The sequence below is a fragment of the Burkholderia sp. BCC0506 genome, from assembly GCF_902833145.1.
Taxonomy (GTDB): domain Bacteria; phylum Pseudomonadota; class Gammaproteobacteria; order Burkholderiales; family Burkholderiaceae; genus Burkholderia.
On record NZ_CADFEN010000010.1, the window covers coordinates 100,532 to 119,495 of the forward strand.

Annotated in this window: 15 protein-coding genes; 12 read left to right on the plus strand and 3 right to left on the minus strand. The window is 67.2% G+C overall.

Annotated features, from left to right (window positions below):
* Positions 1-20: 20 nt before the first annotated feature.
* Both HWX62_RS22815 and HWX62_RS22820 read right to left on the minus strand, forming a co-directional pair.
* A complete protein-coding gene (locus HWX62_RS22815) occupies positions 21-1,604 on the minus strand; it encodes an NAD(P)/FAD-dependent oxidoreductase (protein WP_175932590.1) in 1,584 nt (527 codons plus the stop codon).
* A gap of 246 nt (positions 1,605-1,850) precedes the next feature.
* Positions 1,851-2,522: a lysoplasmalogenase gene (locus HWX62_RS22820; RefSeq protein ID WP_175932591.1), complete on the minus strand. Its 672-nt coding sequence runs from the start codon at positions 2,520-2,522 to the stop codon at positions 1,851-1,853.
* Between the two features lie 354 nt (positions 2,523-2,876).
* Here HWX62_RS22820 and speB point away from each other — a divergent pair, with 354 nt between their 5' ends.
* The gene (speB, locus tag HWX62_RS22825; protein ID WP_175932592.1) at positions 2,877-3,845 is read left to right on the plus strand and encodes an agmatinase; all 969 of its coding nucleotides are present in this window, start codon (positions 2,877-2,879) and stop codon (positions 3,843-3,845) included.
* A gap of 57 nt (positions 3,846-3,902) precedes the next feature.
* Here speB and ilvA read toward each other — a convergent pair whose 3' ends face one another.
* Positions 3,903-5,423: a threonine ammonia-lyase, biosynthetic gene (gene ilvA / locus HWX62_RS22830; protein ID WP_175985238.1), complete on the minus strand. Its 1,521-nt coding sequence runs from the start codon at positions 5,421-5,423 to the stop codon at positions 3,903-3,905.
* A 588-nt stretch (positions 5,424-6,011) separates the two neighbouring features.
* On the opposite strand from ilvA, the gene HWX62_RS22835 reads away from it, so the two are divergent.
* The 11 genes from HWX62_RS22835 (at position 6,012) to aspS (ending at position 18,889) form a co-directional block, all read left to right on the plus strand.
* Positions 6,012-10,037, plus strand: coding sequence for a DUF3683 domain-containing protein (locus HWX62_RS22835; RefSeq protein ID WP_175927806.1), 4,026 nt, complete (start codon positions 6,012-6,014; stop codon positions 10,035-10,037).
* Positions 10,038-10,124: 87 nt separating this feature from the next.
* A complete protein-coding gene (locus HWX62_RS22840; protein WP_175927805.1) occupies positions 10,125-10,568 on the plus strand; it encodes an HIT family protein in 444 nt (147 codons plus the stop codon).
* The gene (locus HWX62_RS22845; RefSeq protein WP_175927804.1) at positions 10,565-10,978 is read left to right on the plus strand and encodes a DUF971 domain-containing protein; all 414 of its coding nucleotides are present in this window, start codon (positions 10,565-10,567) and stop codon (positions 10,976-10,978) included. The genes HWX62_RS22840 and HWX62_RS22845 overlap by 4 nt, the downstream gene beginning before the upstream one ends.
* 52 nt (positions 10,979-11,030) lie before the next feature.
* Positions 11,031-11,762, plus strand: coding sequence for a bifunctional demethylmenaquinone methyltransferase/2-methoxy-6-polyprenyl-1,4-benzoquinol methylase UbiE (gene ubiE, locus HWX62_RS22850; RefSeq protein ID WP_175927803.1), 732 nt, complete (start codon positions 11,031-11,033; stop codon positions 11,760-11,762).
* Between the two features lie 41 nt (positions 11,763-11,803).
* Positions 11,804-12,835 (plus strand): TIM44-like domain-containing protein, encoded by a 1,032-nt coding sequence (locus HWX62_RS22855; RefSeq protein ID WP_175927802.1) that lies wholly within the window; start codon positions 11,804-11,806, stop codon positions 12,833-12,835.
* Between the two features lie 164 nt (positions 12,836-12,999).
* Positions 13,000-13,626, plus strand: coding sequence for an SCP2 sterol-binding domain-containing protein (locus HWX62_RS22860; protein ID WP_011546187.1), 627 nt, complete (start codon positions 13,000-13,002; stop codon positions 13,624-13,626).
* A 12-nt stretch (positions 13,627-13,638) separates the two neighbouring features.
* Complete coding sequence (gene ubiB, locus HWX62_RS22865) at positions 13,639-15,216, plus strand: ubiquinone biosynthesis regulatory protein kinase UbiB (protein ID WP_175927801.1); 1,578 nt, start codon at positions 13,639-13,641, stop codon at positions 15,214-15,216.
* Positions 15,217-15,231: 15 nt separating this feature from the next.
* Positions 15,232-15,858 carry an SAM-dependent methyltransferase gene (locus HWX62_RS22870; RefSeq protein ID WP_175927800.1) on the plus strand — a complete coding sequence of 209 codons (627 nt, stop codon included), beginning with the start codon at positions 15,232-15,234 and terminating at the stop codon, positions 15,856-15,858.
* A gap of 95 nt (positions 15,859-15,953) precedes the next feature.
* A complete protein-coding gene (locus HWX62_RS22875; RefSeq protein WP_175927799.1) occupies positions 15,954-16,307 on the plus strand; it encodes an FmdB family zinc ribbon protein in 354 nt (117 codons plus the stop codon).
* A gap of 61 nt (positions 16,308-16,368) precedes the next feature.
* The gene (locus tag HWX62_RS22880) at positions 16,369-17,019 is read left to right on the plus strand and encodes a DUF502 domain-containing protein (RefSeq protein ID WP_006477842.1); all 651 of its coding nucleotides are present in this window, start codon (positions 16,369-16,371) and stop codon (positions 17,017-17,019) included.
* Positions 17,020-17,086: 67 nt separating this feature from the next.
* The gene (gene aspS / locus HWX62_RS22885; RefSeq protein ID WP_175927798.1) at positions 17,087-18,889 is read left to right on the plus strand and encodes an aspartate--tRNA ligase; all 1,803 of its coding nucleotides are present in this window, start codon (positions 17,087-17,089) and stop codon (positions 18,887-18,889) included.
* Positions 18,890-18,964 lie beyond the last annotated feature (75 nt).

Consider the following 18,964-nt stretch of genomic DNA (forward strand, 5'->3'; position numbering starts at 1 on the left):
GTCGTGGCTCCTTGTGGGGCTCAGGCCGCTTCGGCGGACGTGGACGCGGAAGCGGCCGGCGCGGCGGCGGGCCGCGCGGTCGTGTCGTGTTGCGGCGCGCGATACGCGTGGTAATCGGCGATCGAGAAGCGCGCGGTGGCCTGGCGGAAACGCCAGGTGAAGCCCGGCCACAGCGTCGTGTTCTTGCCGGTGCGCGGGTCGAGGTACCAGCTCTTGCAGCCGCCCGTCGACCAGATCGCCTTCTTCAGCTTGCCCTGCAGGTCGCTGTTGAACTGCGCCTCGACGAGCGGGCGTACCTCGATCGCGTCCGCGCGTTCGCGGCGCATCGCCTGCAGCGCGCCGAGGATGTATTCGATCTGCGACTCGATCATGAACACCATCGAGTTGTGGCCGAGACCCGTGTTCGGGCCGACGATCATGAAGAAGTTCGGGTAGCCGGGCAGTGTCGTGCCGAGATACGCGTGCGCGCCGTCGCGCCACGCATCGACGATGTCGAGCCCGCCGCGGCCGATGATCGCGCCGCGCGGATACGGGTCGGCCACCTGGAAGCCGGTGCCGTAGATCAGGCAGTCGACTTCGTGGCGACGGCCGTCGGTCGTCACGACCGCGTCGGCCTCGATGTGGTCGATGCCGGTCGTGATCACGTCGACGTTCTTGCGCGACAGCGCCGGGTAGTAGTCGTTCGAGATCAGCACGCGCTTGCAGCCGAGCGTGTAGTTCGGCGTGACGGCCTTGCGCAGTTCCGGATCGGGGATCTGCTTGCGGATGTGGCGCAGCGCGAGCTTCTGCACGTTCTTCATCAGCGACGGATGGATCGCGAAGCCGAGCACGCGCGATTCGAGCATCCAGTAGATGCCGCTGCGCACGACCTTCTGCGTGAACGGCAGCGTGCGGAACAGCCATTGCTCGAAGCCGCTCAGGTTGCGATCGGGCTTCGGCATGATCCACGGCGGCGTGCGCTGGAACAGCGCGAGCGACTTCACGCGCGGTGCGATCTGCGGCACGAACTGGATCGCGCTCGCACCGGTGCCGATCACCGCGACGCGCTTGCCTTCGAGCGGGTAGTCGTGATCCCACTGCTGCGAATGGAACGCGCGGCCCCGGAAGGTTTCGACGCCGGGAATCGCCGGCAGCGCGGCGCGCGACAGGCCGCCCATGCCCGACACCAGCACGCGCGCGGACAGCCGCTTGCCGTTCGCGAACGTGAGGCGCCAGCGTTGCGCGGCTTCGTCGTACTCGGCGCGCTGCAGCTCGTGATTCAGCCGCAGGTGCGGGCCGACGCCGAAGCGCTGCACGCAGTCTTCCAGATACGCGCGGATTTCCGGCTGCGGCGCGAACATGCGCGTCCACCGCGGGTTCGGCGCGAACGAGAACGAATAGACGTGCGATTGCACGTCGCACGCACATCCGGGGTAGTGATTGTCGCGCCACGTGCCGCCGACCGACGCGGCCTTCTCGAGGACGACGAAGTCGGTCACGCCCGTTTGCTTCAGGCGGATCGCCATCCCGAGGCCGGCGAAGCCGGTGCCGATGATGGCGATGTCGATGGTTTCGTCCGGGCCGTCGTGGCCGGGTGGACCGAAAGGCAACGTGCGAGCATTCATCCGGGTGTCTCCGATCTGGCTCATTTTTGAATGTTACATTGTTCGATGTAACGATAGTGGGTGAACCGGGAAATCGCAAGAGGCTAGAAGGGGCGCTCTAAGCGCCGGAAACCAGACGGGAAAAGGCTGAGCGGGGTTTGGAACGGTTCGGTTTCCGCAATGCGGGATGACCGGAAACGGCCGTCGGCTGGGCGACGGAGGAAAGAAACGGCACCGCCGTTGCGCGGCGGTCCGTTTGAAACGGTATCAGGGACGGATCGAACGGGCGGCCGTCTCATGGAAAACCCCGGCCACGATCGTGACCTGCGCGAGCGCGTAGAGGCCCCAGATCGGGTAGTCGATGCCTGGAAAGCCGCCAAGGAACCGGCCGACGCCGATCAGCGTGTCGGAGCCGACGAAGATCAGGCCGCCGACGGCGATCAGCGGGCCGCGCGAGCGGGCGGCGAGCGCGAAACTCGCCATCGCGCACAGCACGAGCATGTAGACGGCGACCGGCGCCACCAACTCGCCGAGGTGCGGGAAGAACGCGACGTAGAACGCCGGCGCGGCGATCCACAGCCCGACGAGCGCGACGATGCGCCAGCCGTGCGGCCGCGCGCGCCACCGGAAGAAGATCGCGCAATAGCACACGTGCGTGAGCAGGAAGGCGCCGAGGCCGAGGACGAACGACAGCGGCCAGTCGGGCAGCGCGAGCAGCACGTCGCCGAGCACGGCGGTCGCGAGCGCCGCGCACAGCCACGCGCGTTCGCGCGGCGCACCGCAGGCGCTGCCCGCCGCGAGCAGCAGGATGCCCATCGCGGCTTTCGCGGCAGCCTGGCCCGGATAGGGTGCGGCGGCGAGCGACAGGCCGTACAGCAGTGCCGCGGCGATGGCGAGCGGCCAGAGCCGGCGGTAGGGGGCGGGGAGCGTGGCGATCAAGGCGGGTGTCTCCGGGTTGTTGTTTTCTGCGGTGGACGGCGCGCCGTCGAGGGCGCGGTTGCCGGCCATTATCCGGAAGAACCGGCGCGCGCAAACCGGCGAATCCTTCTAGGAACGCGCGATGGCCAGCGACGTCGCCGCCGGATTTTTCCGCGCGTTGCCCCGGCTGAACCGGGGCAACGGCGTCGATTCGGCTTGCTATGATCGCCGCGGCATTGCCGTTGTCGCCGGCGATGCCCCGGCTGGCCGCGCGACCGGATGCGCGAGCCGGTGCATGTCCGATGAATCCCCGCCGTGCCCGGCCCGTGCGCTCATGCGAAGGGCGGCCCGGCCTCCACGAAAACAGGTCCGACCATGACCGAACTTCTCCACGGCGACGGCGCGATCCGTCGCACGACGCCGTACGGCTCGTCGATCGAAAACACCTATGCGGGCGTGCTGTCGTTCATGCGCCGCAATTACTCGCGCGCGCTCGACGGGATCGACGTCGCGATCTCCGGCGTGCCGCTCGATCTCGCGACGACCTATCGTTCCGGCGCGCGGCTCGGGCCGGCCGCGATCCGCGCGGCGAGCGTGCAGCTCGCGGAGCTTCATCCGTATCCGTGGGGCTTCAATCCATTCGACGACCTCGCGGCCGTCGACTACGGCGACTGCTGGTTCGACGCGCACAACCCGCTGTCGATCAAGCCCGCGATCGTCGAGCATGCGCGCACGATCCTGCGTGCCGGCGCGAAGATGCTGACGCTCGGCGGCGACCACTACATCACGTATCCGCTGCTCGTCGCGCACGCGGAGCGCTACGGCAAGCCGCTGTCGCTGATCCATTTCGACGCGCACTGCGATACGTGGGCCGACGACGATCCGGACAGCCTCAATCACGGGACGATGTTCTACAAGGCCGTGAAGGAAGGGCTGATCGATCCCGCGACGTCGGTGCAGGTCGGCATCCGCACGTGGAACGACGATTTTCTCGGGATCGAGCGGCTCGATGCCGCGTGGGTGCATGACCATGGTGCGCGGGCGGCGGTCGAGCGGATCGTCGAGATCGTCGGCACTCGGCCTGCGTATCTGACCTTCGACATCGATTGCCTCGATCCGGCGTTCGCGCCGGGAACGGGGACGCCGGTGGCGGGCGGGTTGTCGTCCGCGCAGGCGCTGGCGATCGTGCGGGCGCTCGGCGCGGTGAATCTGGTGGGGGCAGACGTGGTGGAGGTGGCGCCTGCGTACGATCATGCCGACATCACGGCGATCGCGGCCGCGCACGTGGCGTGCGACCTGCTGTGTCTGTGGCGGCAGAAGAAGCTGGCGCAGGCGTTGAAGTAGGTGAACGGACGCATGCCGCCGGGGCGATGTGCGCGTCGGCGGCATGCGCTTGCCGTACTACAGGAACAGGCGATAGGCGAGATTGTTGCCTTCCTCGACATACGGATAGCCGAGCGCCGCGAGAAAGCGTTCGAATTCGGCGCGATCGGCCTGCGGCACCTGCAGCCCGACGAGGATCGAGCTGTAGTCCGCGCCCTGGTTGCGGTAGTGGAACAGGCTGATGTTCCAGTCCGGCGCCATCGACGACAGGAACTTCATCAGCGCGCCCGGCCGTTCCGGGAATTCGAAGCGGAACAGGCGCTCGTCGAGCGCGAGCGGCGAGCGGCCGCCGACCATGTAGCGGATGTGTTCCTTCGACAGCTCGTCGTGCGTCAGGTCGACGCTCTTGAAGCCGTGCGACTCGAAGTTCGCGGCGATCTCCGCCGATTCGCCGCGGCGCTTGATCTGCACGCCGACGAAGAGATGCGCGGATTGCGCATCGGCGATCCGGTAGTTGAACTCGGTGACGTTGCGATCGCCGACGAGCGAGCAGAAGCGCTTGAAGCTGCCGCGCTCCTCGGGGATCGTGACCGCGAACACGGCTTCGCGCGCTTCGCCGACCTCCGCACGCTCGGCGACGAAGCGCATCCGGTCGAAGTTCATGTTCGCGCCGGACGTGACCGCGACGAGCGTCCGGTTCTCGATGCCTTCGCGTTCCGCGTACAGCTTCGCGCCGGCGACCGCGAGCGCGCCGGACGGCTCCAGCACGCTGCGCGTGTCCTGGAACACGTCCTTGATCGCCGCGCACAGCGCGTCGGTGTCGACCGTGACGACGCCGTCGAGGAATTCGCGGCACAGCCGGAAGGTTTCCTCGCCGACGAGCTTCACCGCGGTGCCGTCCGCGAACAGGCCGACTTCGCTCAGCTCGATGCGTTCGCCCGCGTCCAGCGACTGCTTCATCGCGCACGAATCCTCGGCCTGCACGCCGATCACCTTGATCTCCGGGCGCACGGCCTTCACGTACGCGGCGACGCCGGACGCGAGCCCGCCGCCGCCGATCGGCACGAAGATCGCGTGGATCGGGCCCTGGTGCTGGCGCAGGATCTCCATCGCGATCGTGCCCTGGCCGGCGATCACGTACGGGTCGTCGAACGGATGGACGAACGTGAGGTCGCGCTCCTGCTGGACCTTGACCGCGTGCGCGTACGCGTCGCTGTACGATTCGCCCGCCTGGATCACCTCGACGCTCGGGCCGCCGTGCGCGCGCACCGCGTCGACCTTCACCTGCGGCGTCGTGACCGGGACGACGATCACGGCCTTGATCCCCATCCGCGCCGCCGAGAACGCGACGCCCTGCGCGTGGTTGCCGGCCGACGCGGTAATCACGCCGCGCGCGAGCGCATCCGCCGGAATGTGCGCCATCTTGTTGTACGCGCCGCGCAGCTTGAACGAGAACACCGGCTGGTTGTCCTCGCGCTTCAGGTACACGGCGTTGCGCAGCCGGGCCGACAGGTTGCGGGCGGGTTCGAGTTCCGTCTCGATCGCGACGTCGTAGACGCGCGCGGTGAGGATTTTCTTCAGGTAATCGTGGGATGCCATGGGCGCTCGCGTGCAGTGCGGATGCAGACGGTAAAGGGTCAATGATAGCGCCAAGGGTCCGCGCGCACGCAAGCGGCATGCCGGGGAGGCGGCCGCGGGCGGGCGCGTGCGTGCCGGCGGGGTGGGGCATTCGCATCGCCGGGCGCCGCCTTTTACCGGTTTAACCGCGTGGTTACCGACCGGACGGACGGCGAATGATCGTACGAAACCGCGCCGAGCCCCGCCCGGCGCGGCTCGCGGCGATAGCCCCACGACCTGTCCGGCGTGTCACGGGCGGCCCGATCATGGGTTAGAATTCCGTTTTGAATCAAGGATTCGGAAGATGCAGAGGCACCCTCGGATCGCACCGTTGAAGCCGACGCCGCGCGCAGCCAGCCCCGCGGCCGAACGGCATGCGCGCCGCGCGCGATCGTGCTGATGGTCCCGAGTGCCGCCAGGCCCTGTCGCCGGCCAGGAGGGGCGAGTCGCCCGCTCCGGCCCCATGAAGGACAGCCGCGCGCCTGGTAACAGAACAGATTTCCCCAAGATTGCGCCCACGCGCTTGCCGACGCCCGTGCACGGTGTATCGGCCCTCCGAGTCGTCCGAACATGAACGCACCACAAGTTTTCGATCCGCATGGCGCGGCCGCCGCCGTCGCCGCCGACCCCGCGCCCCGCTTGCGCGAGATTCCCTACAACTACACGTCCTTCTCGGATCGCGAGATCGTGATCCGCCTGCTCGGCGAAGAGGCGTGGGCGGTGCTCGACGAACTGCGCGCCGAGCGCCGCACGGGCCGTTCGGCACGGATGCTGTATGAAGTGCTCGGCGACATCTGGGTCGTGCGTCGCAACCCGTACCTGCAGGACGACCTGCTCGACAACCCGAAGCGCCGCGCGCTGCTGATCGAGGCGCTGAACCACCGCCTGACCGAGATCGGCAAGCGCCGCAGCGCCGACCTCACCGAGCATCGCGACGAAGCCGGCCGCGAGCGCGCATCGCGCGTCGAGATGCTCGAGCGCGCCGCGCAGCGCGCGGTCGACGAATTCGCCGACGAGTTCGACAAGATGGCCGAGCTGCGCCGCCGCGCGACCAAGGCGCTCGGCCGCTGCACGCAGAAGGACAACATCCGCTTCGACGGGCTGTCGCGCGTGTCGCACGTGACCGACGCGACCGACTGGCGCGTCGAATACCCGTTCGTCGTGCTGACGCCCGATACCGAAGCCGAGATCGCCGCGCTGATCAAGGCGTGCTTCGAGCTCGGCCTGACCGTGATCCCGCGCGGCGGCGGCACCGGCTACACGGGCGGCGCGGTGCCGCTCACGCCGTTCTCGGCGGTCATCAACACCGAGAAGCTCGAACAGCTCGGCGCGGTCGAGCTGACGGAGCTGCCGGGCGTCGCGCACAAGGTGCCGACGATCTTCTCCGGCGCGGGCGTCGTCACGCGTCGCGTGACGGAAGCGGCCGAAGCGGCCGGCTACGTGTTCGCGGTCGATCCGACGTCGCTCGACGCATCGTGCATCGGCGGCAACGTCGCGATGAACGCGGGCGGCAAGAAGGCCGTGCTGTGGGGCACCGCGCTCGACAACCTGGCCTGGTGGCGGATGGTCGACCCGGACGGCAACTGGCTCGAGGTCACGCGCCACGAGCACAACCAGGGCAAGATCCACGACATCGCGGTCGCGCGCTTCGAGCTGAAGTGGTTCGACGGCGCGTATGCGCCGGGCGAGAAGCTGCTCAAGACCGAGATGCTCGAGATCGAAGGCCGCCGCTTCCGCAAGGAAGGGCTCGGCAAGGACGTGACCGACAAGTTCCTGGCCGGCCTGCCGGGCGTGCAGAAGGAAGGCTGCGACGGGCTCATCACGTCCGCGCGCTGGGTGCTGCACAAGATGCCCGCGCACACGCGCACCGTCTGCCTCGAATTCTTCGGCCAGGCGCGCGAGGCGATCCCGAGCATCGTGGAAATCAAGGACTATCTGTTCGAGACGTCGAAGCAGGGCGGCGCGATCCTCGCGGGCCTCGAGCACCTCGACGAGCGCTACCTGCGCGCGGTCGGCTACGCGACCAAGAGCAAGCGCAACGCATTCCCGAAGATGGTGCTGATCGGCGACATCGTCGGCGACGACGCCGATGCGGTCGCGCAGGCGACGTCCGAGGTGATCCGGATGGCGAACGGCAAGAGCGGCGAAGGCTTCGTCGCGGTCAGCGCGGAGGCGCGCAAGCGCTTCTGGCTCGACCGCAGCCGCACGGCCGCGATCGCGAAGCACACGAACGCGTTCAAGATCAACGAAGACGTCGTGATCCCGCTGAACCGGATGGGCGAGTACACCGACGGCATCGAGCGGATCAACATCGAGCTGTCGCTGAAGAACAAGCTGCAACTGGTCGACGCGCTCGAAGCGTTTTTCCGCGGCGGCAACCTGCCGCTCGGCAAGACCGACGACGCGAACGAGATCCCGAGCGCCGAACTGCTGGAAGACCGCGTGCAGCAGGCGCTGGAGCTGCTCAAGCGCGTGCGCGCACGGTGGGAATTCGTGCGCGACCGGCTCGACCAGCCGCTGCGCGAGGCGCAGCACTACCTGGTGCAGCTCGGCTACGAGGCGCTCGCCGAGAAGTTCGCGGATCGCGCGGACGAGCAGCCCGGCGCGACCGTGTTCCACATCACGCAGGACCGCACGGTCCGCATCTCGTGGAAGCAGGAGATCCGCGCGGAACTGCGCGCGATCTTCAACGGCGGCGCGTTCAAGCCGATCCTCGACGAAGCTCAGGCGATCCACAAGCGCGTGCTGCGCGGCCGCGTGTTCGTCGCGCTGCACATGCACGCGGGCGACGGCAACGTCCACACGAACATCCCGGTCAACTCCGACAACTACGAGATGCTGCAGGACGCGCACGCGGCCGTCGCACGCATCATGACGCTCGCGCGCTCGCTCGACGGCGTGATTTCCGGCGAACACGGGATCGGCATCACGAAGCTCGAGTTCCTGACCGACGACGAGATCGCCGAATTCCGCGCGTACAAGCAGCGCGTCGACCCGAACGGCCGCTTCAACAAGGGCAAGCTGCTCGACGGCGCGGACCTGCGCAACGCGTACACGCCGAGCTTCGGGCTGATGGGCTACGAGTCGCTGATCATGCAGCAGTCCGACATCGGCGCGATCGCCGATTCGGTGAAGGACTGCCTGCGCTGCGGCAAGTGCAAGCCGGTGTGCGCGACCCACGTGCCGCGCGCGAACCTGCTGTACAGCCCGCGCAACAAGATCCTCGCGACGTCGCTGCTGGTCGAGGCGTTCCTGTACGAAGAGCAGACGCGCCGCGGTGTGTCGATCAAGCACTGGGACGAGTTCAACGACGTGGCCGACCACTGCACGGTGTGCCACAAGTGCGCGACGCCGTGCCCGGTGAAGATCGACTTCGGCGACGTGACGATGAACATGCGCAACCTGTTGCGCAAGATGGGCAAGAAGAAGTTCAACGCCGGCAATGCGGCGGGCATGTTCTTCCTGAACGCGACGAATCCGCAGACGATCAACCTCGCGCGCGGCGTGATGATGGGTGTGGGCTACAAGGTGCAGCGCTTCGCGAACGACATGCTCAAGAAGGTCGTGACGAAGCAGACGCAGCACCCGCCCGCGACGACCGGCAAGCCGCCGGCGGTCGAGCAGGTGATCCACTTCGTCAACAAGAAGATGCCGGGCAACCTGCCGAAGAAGACGGCGCGCGCGCTGCTGGACATCGAGGACAACAAGATCGTGCCGATCATCCGCAACCCGAAGTCGACGACCGTCGATTCGGAAGCGGTGTTCTACTTCCCGGGCTGCGGCTCGGAGCGCCTGTTCTCGCAGGTGGGGCTGGCCACGCAGGCGATGCTGTGGGAGGCGGGCGTGCAGACGGTGCTGCCGCCGGGCTACCTGTGCTGCGGCTATCCGCAGCGCGGCTCGGGCCAGTACGACAAGGCCGAGAAGATCGTCACGGACAACCGCGTGCTGTTCCACCGCGTCGCGAACACGCTGAACTACCTGGACATCAAGACGGTGGTCGTGTCGTGCGGCACGTGCTACGACCAACTGGCCGGGTATGAATTCGACAAGATCTTCCCGGGCTGCCGGATCATCGACATCCACGAGTTCCTGCTCGAGAAGGGGATGAAGCTCGACGGCGTGACGGGCACGCGCTACATGTATCACGACCCGTGCCACACGCCGATCAAGACGATGGATCCGGTGAAGCTCGTCAACGAGCTGATGGGCGCGGAGAAGGACGGCTACAAGATCGAGAAGAACGATCGCTGCTGCGGCGAGTCGGGCACGCTCGCGGTCACGCGTCCGGACGTGTCGACGCAGGTGCGCTTCCGCAAGGAAGAAGAGATCCGCAAGGGCGCGGCGAAGCTGCGCGCGATTCCGGTGGTGGCGGGCGATGCGCCGGCGCCGGCCGCCGCGGGCGCGAACGGCCCGGACGTGAAGATCCTGACGAGCTGCCCGTCGTGCCTGCAGGGCCTGTCGCGCTACAACGAGGATGCGAACATCGAAGCCGACTACATCGTGGTCGAAATCGCGCGCCAGGTGCTCGGCGAGAACTGGATGGCCGATTATGTCGCACACGCGAACAATGGCGGGATCGAGCGCGTGCTGGTCTAATGCGGGCATGACGACCGCCCGACCGGGCAACGGATGAGAGCGGGCGCCGGCGCCGACGCGCCGGCGTCCGTGCACAAGGGAGCGACGATGGAATGCGTGTTTTGCCGTGAAGACGGCGGCGAGGTGCTCTGGCAGGACGACATGCTGCGCGTCGTGCTGGCCACGGGCGAGCACGACTACCCGGGCTTCTGCCGGGTCATCTGGGGCGCGCACGTCGCCGAGTTCTCCGATCTCGGCGAGCCCGAGCGGGCACATCTGATGCGCGTGGTCTACGCGGTCGAGCGGGCCGTGCGCCGCGTGATGCAGCCGAACAAGGTGAATCTCGCGAGTCTCGGCAACATGGTGCCGCACGTGCACTGGCACGTGATTCCGCGCTTTTCCAACGACGCCCATTTTCCGCAGCCCGTGTGGGCGCCACGCCAGCGCAGCGTGTCCGAGGCGCTCTTGCGCTCGCGCGCGGCGCAGGCCTCGCTGCTGCACAATGCGGTGCGCGAGGAAATTCAACGCATGACCGATTCGAGGCAGCCATGAGCGGTTTGACTTCCACGACGCCGATTCCGTCCGGCGTCGTCGTGCACGCGGTGTCGCGCGTGCTCGAATTGCAGTACCCGAACGGCGAGAGTTACCGGATTCCGTTCGAGCTGATGCGCGTGTATTCGCCGTCGGCCGAGGTGCGCGGCCACGGGCCCGGCCAGGAGACGTTGCAGACCGGCAAGCGTGAAGTGACGATCACCGCGCTCGAGGGCGTGGGCAACTACGCGCTGCAGCCGACGTTCTCCGACGGCCATTCGACCGGCATCTACTCGTGGGACCTGCTGTACGAGCTGGCGACGCAGCAGGACGCGCTGTGGCGCGACTATTTCGACAGACTGAAGGCCGCGGGCGTCGAGCGCGACGCCCCGATGCAGGCGGCCAGCGCGCCGCACGGCCACTGCCACTGAAATCGACGGCGCCCGCTCGGCGCCGTCTTGCCATTTACTGAGGATCAACGCGATGAGCAAAACCCACTTCGGCTTCGAAAGCGTCGAGGAAAACGAAAAAGCGAAGAAAGTGGCGGGCGTGTTTCATTCGGTCGCGAGCAACTACGATCTGATGAACGACCTGATGTCGGCGGGCATGCACCGCGCGTGGAAGGCGTTCACGATCGCGCAGGCGAACGTGCGCCCCGGCTTCAAGGTGCTCGACATCGCGGCCGGCACCGGCGACCTGACCAAGTCGTTCGCGAAGGCGGCCGGGCCGACGGGCGAGGTCTGGCATACCGACATCAACGAATCGATGCTGCGCGTGGGCCGCGACCGGCTGCTCGACAAGGGCATCGTGACGCCGTCGCTGCTGTGCGACGCCGAGAAAATCCCCTTTCCGGACAACTACTTCGATGTGGTCACGGTCGCTTTCGGGCTGCGCAACATGACGCACAAGGACGTCGCGCTCGCCGAGATGCGCCGCGTGACGAAGCCCGGCGGCCGCGTGATGGTGCTGGAATTCTCGAAAGTCTGGGATCCGCTGAAAAAAGCGTACGATCTGTATTCTTTCAAAGTATTACCGTGGCTTGGCGACAAGTTCGCGAAAGATGCTGAAAGTTATCGGTATCTTGCTGAATCTATCCGGATGCACCCCGATCAGGACACGCTGAAGACGATGATGGAACAAGCGGGCCTCGACGCCGTCAAATATTACAATTTGTCAGGTGGCGTGGTAGCTTTACACCTCGGAACCAAGTACTAAGGGGTTCTTTCCATACATTCGCCTTACATCTGGAGAAGCTGATGTCCGAATCGCGTTCGTTGTTCAACCGTAGCAAGCCGTCGAAGCCGTGGGCTCGACGGGTCGGCACGCTGCTGATGGTCGGCCTGCTCACGGCCGGCACGTTCGCGTCGCTCGACGCCGAAGCCAAGCGCATGGGCGGCGGGCGCAGCATCGGCCGCCAGAATTCCACCGTCACGCAGCGCCAGGCCACGCCGCCGGCGCAACAGCCGATGCAGCAGGCCGCGCCGTCGCAGGCGCAGCGCACGAATCCGGCCGCGCCCACGCCGGCCGCGCAGCCCAACCGCTCGCGCTGGCTCGGGCCGATCGCCGGCCTCGCGGCCGGTCTCGGCATCGCGGCGCTGCTGTCGCACTTCGGTCTCGGCGGCGCGTTCGCGAGCATGATGGCGAACGTGATCGTGATCGCGCTGCTCGCGATGGTCGGCATCTGGCTGATCCGCAAGTTCATGAATCGTCGCCGCCCGCAGGAGCCGGCGTATTCGGTCGGCGGCGCGTCGTCGTCGTCGGGCGGCTACTCGCAAGGCCCGTCGTTCCAGCAGGGCAACACCGGCGGCAACTACGCGGGTAGCGGCAGCAGCTATGCGAACGAAGCGCAAGGCGTGTTCGGCGGCGGCGCAGCGGCCGCCGGCGCGGCAGCGGCGGCAGCGGCGCCGCTGCAGGTGCCGGCCGGCTTCGACACCGAAGCGTTCCTGCGCAGCGCGAAAGTCTACTTCGTGCGCCTGCAGGCGGCGTGGGACCAGGGCAACCTGGCCGACATCCGCGAGTTCACGACGCCGGAAATGTTCGCCGAGATCAAGATCGACCTCGATTCGCGCGGCAACGACGCGAACCAGACCGACGTCGTGCAGCTCGACGCGGAACTGGTCGCGATCGAGGATCGCGGCATCGAGCAGTCGGCGAGCGTGCGCTTCCACGGTCTGATCCGCGAATCGGCGAACACGTCGGCGGCGCCGTTCGACGAGGTGTGGAACCTGTCGAAGTCGGGCAGTCAGGGCTGGCTGCTCGCGGGTATCCAGCAGATCAACACGCACTGAGCGTGGCCGGCGGCCCGCGCTGCCGGGCGCCCGGGCAGCGGTCGCCGCACTGCGACCGCTTGCCGCCCGGGTGTACGGTCAGGCACGGTCTGCCGTCGATCCGACGTTACAATAGAAACCCGCGTGGGCGCCCGGCCCGCGCGGGTTTTTTCTTTCCCAGCCCGATGACTTTTGCCGCCAAGCCTTTTGCTGCTGCCGTCAATCACCTGCTCGCACGCGAATCCTGGGCGCGCGACCGCCTGATTCCGTATGCGGGCAAGACTGCCCGGATCGACGTGCCTCCCGTCACGCTCACGCTGCTGGTGCAGCCCGACGGTTACCTGTCGGCCGTCGACGCTCACGACGCGCAACAGGTCGATGTGTCGATCGCGCTCGCCGGCGACACGGTCGCCGCGTTCCTGCAGGGCGGCCAGGCGGCCGTGATGAAGCACGTGAAGATCGAAGGCGACGCGGAATTCGCGACGCAGATCGCAAAGCTGGCCGAGCACCTGCGCTGGGAACCGGAGGAAGATCTCGCGAAGCTGGTCGGCGACGCGGCCGCGTACCGGATCGCGACGGTCGTGCGCGACGCCGGCGCGCGCGCGCGCCGCACCGGCCGCAACGTGCTCGATTCCGTCGCCGAATACTGGCTCGACGAGAACCCGCAAGTCGTCCGGCGCGCGTCGCTCGGCGGCTTCGACGCCGAACTGGCGCGCGCACGCGATGCGCTCGCGCGGGTCGAAAAGCGGGTCGAGCGACTCGAACAAAAAATCGGCGCGCGCGCGGGTTCCGGCCCGCGCGGCGCGCACTGAGGGCCGCAGGGCATGCGCATTTTCCGTTTCATCAAGATTGTCTACACCGTCATCCGCTTTGGTCTCGACGAAGTGATGCTGTCCCGGATCGACGACCGGCGCGTGAAGCTGCTGTTGCGGATCACGACGATCGGCCGCCGCTTCTCCGATCCGCCCGCCGTGCGGCTGCGCCACGCGCTCGAAAGCCTCGGCCCGATCTTCGTGAAGTTCGGCCAGGTGCTGTCGACGCGCCGCGACCTGCTGTCGGTCGATTTCGCGAACGAACTCGCGAAGCTGCAGGACCAGGTGCCGCCGTTCGATTCGGCCGTCGCGATCGCGATCATCGAGAAGTCGCTCGGTGCGCCCGTCGACGAGCTGTTCGACGAATTCGAGCGCGAGCCGATCGCGAGCGCGTCGATCGCACAGGTGCATTTCGCGAAGCTGAAGCAGGGCGCGCATGCGGGCAAGGCGGTCGCCGTCAAGGTGCTGCGCCCGAACATGCTGCCGGTGATCGATTCCGACCTCGCGCTGATGCGCGACATCGCGACGTGGACCGAGCGCATGTGGGCCGACGGCCGGCGCCTGAAGCCGCGCGAGGTCGTCGCCGAATTCGACAAGTACCTGCACGACGAGCTCGACCTGATGCGCGAGGCCGCGAACGGCAGCCAGCTGCGCCGCAACTTCGCGGGCCTCGACCTGCTGCTCGTGCCCGAGATGTTCTGGGATTTCTCGACGTCGCAGGTGCTCGTGATGGAGCGCATGACCGGCGTGCCGATCAGCCAGGTCGAGACGCTGCGCTCGGCCGGCGTCGACATCAAGAAGCTCGCGCGCGAAGGCGTCGAGATCTTCTTCACGCAGGTGTTCCGCGACGGCTTCTTCCATGCGGACATGCACCCCGGCAACATCCAGGTGAGCCTCGACCCGAACACGTTCGGCCGCTACATCGCGCTCGATTTCGGGATCGTCGGCGCGCTGTCCGATTTCGACAAGAACTACCTCGCGCAGAACTTCCTCGCGTTCTTCAAGCGCGACTACCACCGCGTCGCGACGCTGCACCTCGAATCGGGCTGGGTGCCGCCCGAGACGCGCGTCGAGGAGCTCGAAAGCGCGATCCGCGCGGTGTGCGAGCCGTATTTCGATCGCGCGCTGAAGGACATCTCGCTCGGCCAGGTGCTGATGCGCCTGTTCTCGACGTCGCGCCGCTTCAACGTCGAGATCCAGCCGCAGCTCGTGCTGCTGCAGAAGACGATGCTGAACGTCGAAGGGCTCGGCCGCTCGCTCGACCCCGAACTCGACCTGTGGAAGACCGCGAAGCCGTATCTCGAGCGCTGGATGACCGAGCAGATCGGCCTGCGCGGCTGGTACGAGCGCTTCAAGGTCGAAGCGCCGCAGTGGAGCAAGACGCTGCCGCAGTTGCCGCGCCTGATCCACCATGCGATGGCCGCGCGCCACGACGCGCCGCGCGCCGCGAGCGAGGAGCTGATGCGCCAGATCCTCGTCGAGCAGAAACGGACGAACCGGCTGATGCAGGCGTTGCTGATCTTCGGGCTGGCCGTCGGCGTCGGCGCGCTCGTCGCGCGCGTGCTGCTCGCGCTCGCGTACGGCACCTGACCGGGGAGCACGGCGATGTCCGCTCCGAAGCAACCTGCCGCACCGTCGGCCGCCGATTTCACGACGCGCGACCCGGGCAGCGCGTCGTTCTGGAACGAGCGCTTCGAGCGCGGCGTGACGCCGTGGGAATTCGGCGGCGTGCCGGACGGCTTTCGCGTGTTCGCGCAGCGGCGCGAGCCGTGCGCGGTACTGATTCCCGGCTGCGGCAGTGCGCAGGAGGCCGGCTGGCTCGCGCAGGCCGGCTGGCCGGTGCGTGCGATCGATTTCGCCGCGCAGGCGGTCGCTGTGGCGAAGGCGCAGCTCGGCGCGCACGCGGACGTCGTCGAGCAGGCCGATTTTTTCGAGTACCGGCCGCCGTTCGACGTGCAATGGGTGTACGAGCGTGCGTTCCTGTGCGCGTTGCCGCCGAGCCTGCGCGCGGGCTATGCGGCGCGGATGGCCGAGCTGTTGCCCACGGGCGGCGTGCTGGCCGGCTATTTCTTCGTGGTCGCGAAACCGAAGGGGCCGCCGTTCGGGATCGAGCGTGCCGAACTCGACGCGCTGCTTGCGCCGTATTTCGAGCTGGTCGAGGATGTGCCCGTGACCGATTCGCTGGCCGTGTTCGACGGGCACGAGCGCTGGCTCACGTGGCGCCGCCGCTGATGTGCGGGCGTCGCGGCCATTGCCGGAGCGCGCCGGGGTTTCGGCTATAATTCAAGGTTTTGCAAGCCGTTTCCAGTTTCTGCGGGAAAAATATCATGCCGATCTACGCCTATCGATGCGAAGCGTGCGGTTTCGCGAAGGACGTGCTCCAGAAGATGAGCGATGCGCCGCTGTCGCAATGCCCTGAATGCGGGAAGGATGCCTTTCGCAAACAGGTGACCGCCGCCGGTTTCCAGCTGAAGGGCTCGGGGTGGTATGTCACCGATTTCCGCGGCGGCTCGGGCGGCACCAGCGCACCGGCGACGGCGTCGGGCGACGCGGCGCCCGCAGCACCGGCGGCGGAGGCCGCGCCTGCTGCTGCCGCGCCTGCCGCGGCGAGCGGTTCGGGCAGCACGACGACGACGAGCGCCGCGCCGGCTCCGGCCGCGACGCCCGCCGCCGGCAGTTGACCGTCGCGGCCCGGCCGGGTCGCGACCAACCCGCGCTTCCGGCGCGGCTCATTGACGGCAGATGATGAAAAAGACGACCCTGAAAACGGTGTTTCTGACCGGCCTGCTGGTTCTCGTCCCGCTCGCGATCACGCTGTGGGTGCTCGGCCTCATCATCGGCACGATGGATCAGACGCTGCTCCTGCTGCCCGAATCGTGGCAGCCCGAGCGGATGCTCGGCTTCCATCTGCCGGGGATCGGCGCGGTGCTGACGCTCGCGTTCATCTTCGTCGTCGGGCTGGCCACGCAGAACTTCATCGGCCAGAAGCTCGTCACGTGGTGGAACGCGGTCGTGCGTCACATCCCGGTCGTCGGGCCGATCTACACGAGCGTCAAGCAGGTATCGGACACGCTGCTGTCGAGCAGCGGCAATGCGTTCCGCAAGGCGCTGCTGATCGAATACCCGCGCCGCGGCTCGTATACGATCGCGTTTCTGACCGGCACGCCCGGCGGCGACGTGGTCAACCATCTGACGGAAGAGTACGTGAGCGTGTACGTGCCCACGACGCCGAACCCGACGTCGGGCTTCTTCCTGATGCTGCCGAAGAGCGAAGTCATCGAACTCGACATGTCGGTCGATGCCGCGCTCAAGTACATCGTCTCGATGGGCGTCGTGGCGCCTTCGGCGCCGGCTCCGGCGCCCGCCCGCCGTCCCGTCGAGCCGCCGCTGTAAGTAAAGAATCATCGCCCGGGCCGCGCGTTGCGGCGCCCGTTGATCAAACCGAACGAAAGCAAACATCATGTCGATGCGTACTGAATACTGCGGTCTCGTGACCGAACACCTGCTGGGCCAAACCGTGTCGCTGTGCGGCTGGGTGCAGCGCCGCCGCGATCACGGCGGTGTGATCTTCATCGACCTGCGCGATCGTGAAGGCCTCGTGCAGGTGGTGTGCGACCCGGATCGTGCCGAGATGTTCGCGACCGCCGAAGGCGTGCGCAACGAATTCTGCGTGCAGGTCAAGGGCCTCGTGCGCAACCGTCCGGAAGGCACGGTCAACGCCGGCCTGAAGAGCGGCAAGATCGAAGTGCTGTGCCACGAACTGAACGTGCTGAACGCATCGGTCACGCCGCCGTTCCAGCTCGACGACGACAACCTGTCGGAAACGACGCGCCTCACGCATCGCGTGCTCGACCTGCGCCGTCCGCAGATGCAGCACAACCTGCGCCTGCGCTACCGCGTCGCGATCGAGGCGCGCAAGTACCTCGACGAGCAGGGCTTCATCGACATCGAAACGCCGATGCTCACGAAGAGCACGCCGGAGGGCGCGCGCGACTACCTCGTGCCGTCGCGCGTGAACGCGGGCCAGTTCTTCGCGCTGCCGCAGTCGCCGCAGCTGTTCAAGCAGCTGCTGATGGTCGCGAACTTCGACCGTTACTACCAGATCACCAAGTGCTTCCGCGACGAGGATCTCCGCGCCGATCGTCAGCCCGAATTCACGCAGATCGACTGCGAGACGTCGTTTCTCGGCGAGCAGGAAATCCGCGACCTGTTCGAGGACATGATCCGTCACATCTTCAAGACGACGATCGACGTCGAACTCGACGCGAAATTCCCGGTGATGCCGTACTCGGAAGCGATGGCGCGTTTCGGCTCCGACAAGCCGGACCTGCGCGTGAAGCTCGAGTTCACCGAGCTGACCGATGCGATGAAGGACGTCGACTTCAAGGTGTTCAGCACGCCGGCCAACGCGAAGGACGGCCGGGTCGCGGCGCTGCGCGTGCCGAAGGGCGCCGAGCTGTCGCGCGGCGACATCGACGGCTACACGGAATTCGTGCGCATCTACGGCGCGAAGGGCCTTGCGTGGATCAAGGTCAACGAGAAGGCGAAGGGCCGCGACGGCCTGCAGAGCCCGATCGTCAAGAACCTGCACGACGCGTCGATCGCGGCGATCCTCGAGCGCACCGGCGCTGAAGACGGCGACATCATCTTCTTCGCGGCCGACCGCGCGAAGGTCGTCAACGACAGCCTCGGCGCACTGCGCCTGAAGATCGGCCATTCGGAATTCGGCAAGGCGAACGGTCTCGTCGAGGCGGGCTGGAAGCCGCTGTGGGTCGTCGACTTCCCGATGTTCGAATACGACGACGAAGACGCGCGCTACGTCGCCGCGCACCACCCGTTCACGAGCCCGAAGGACGAGCACCTCGAGTACCTCGAGACCGACCCGGGCCGCTGCCTCGCGAAGGCGTACGACATGGTGCTGAACGGCTGGGAAATCGGCGGCGGCTCGGTGCGTATCCACCGCGAGGACGTGCAGAGCAAGGTGTTCCGCGCGCTGAAGATCGGCGCGGAAGAAGCGCAGGCGAAGTTCGGCTTCCTGCTGGACGCACTGCAGTACGGCGCGCCGCCGCACGGCGGTATCGCGTTCGGTCTCGACCGCATCGTCACGATGATGGCCGGCGCCGATTCGATCCGCGACGTGATCGCGTTCCCGAAGACGCAGCGTGCGCAGGATCTGCTCACGCAGGCGCCGAGCCCGGTCGACGAGCGTCAGCTGCGCGAGCTGCACATCCGTCTGCGTCAGCCGGAGCAGCCGAAGGCGTAACGCGCATTCGCACCTCGTCGTGTGTGCGGCCACGCACGCACGACACCCATGAAAAGGCGCAGCAATGCGCCTTTT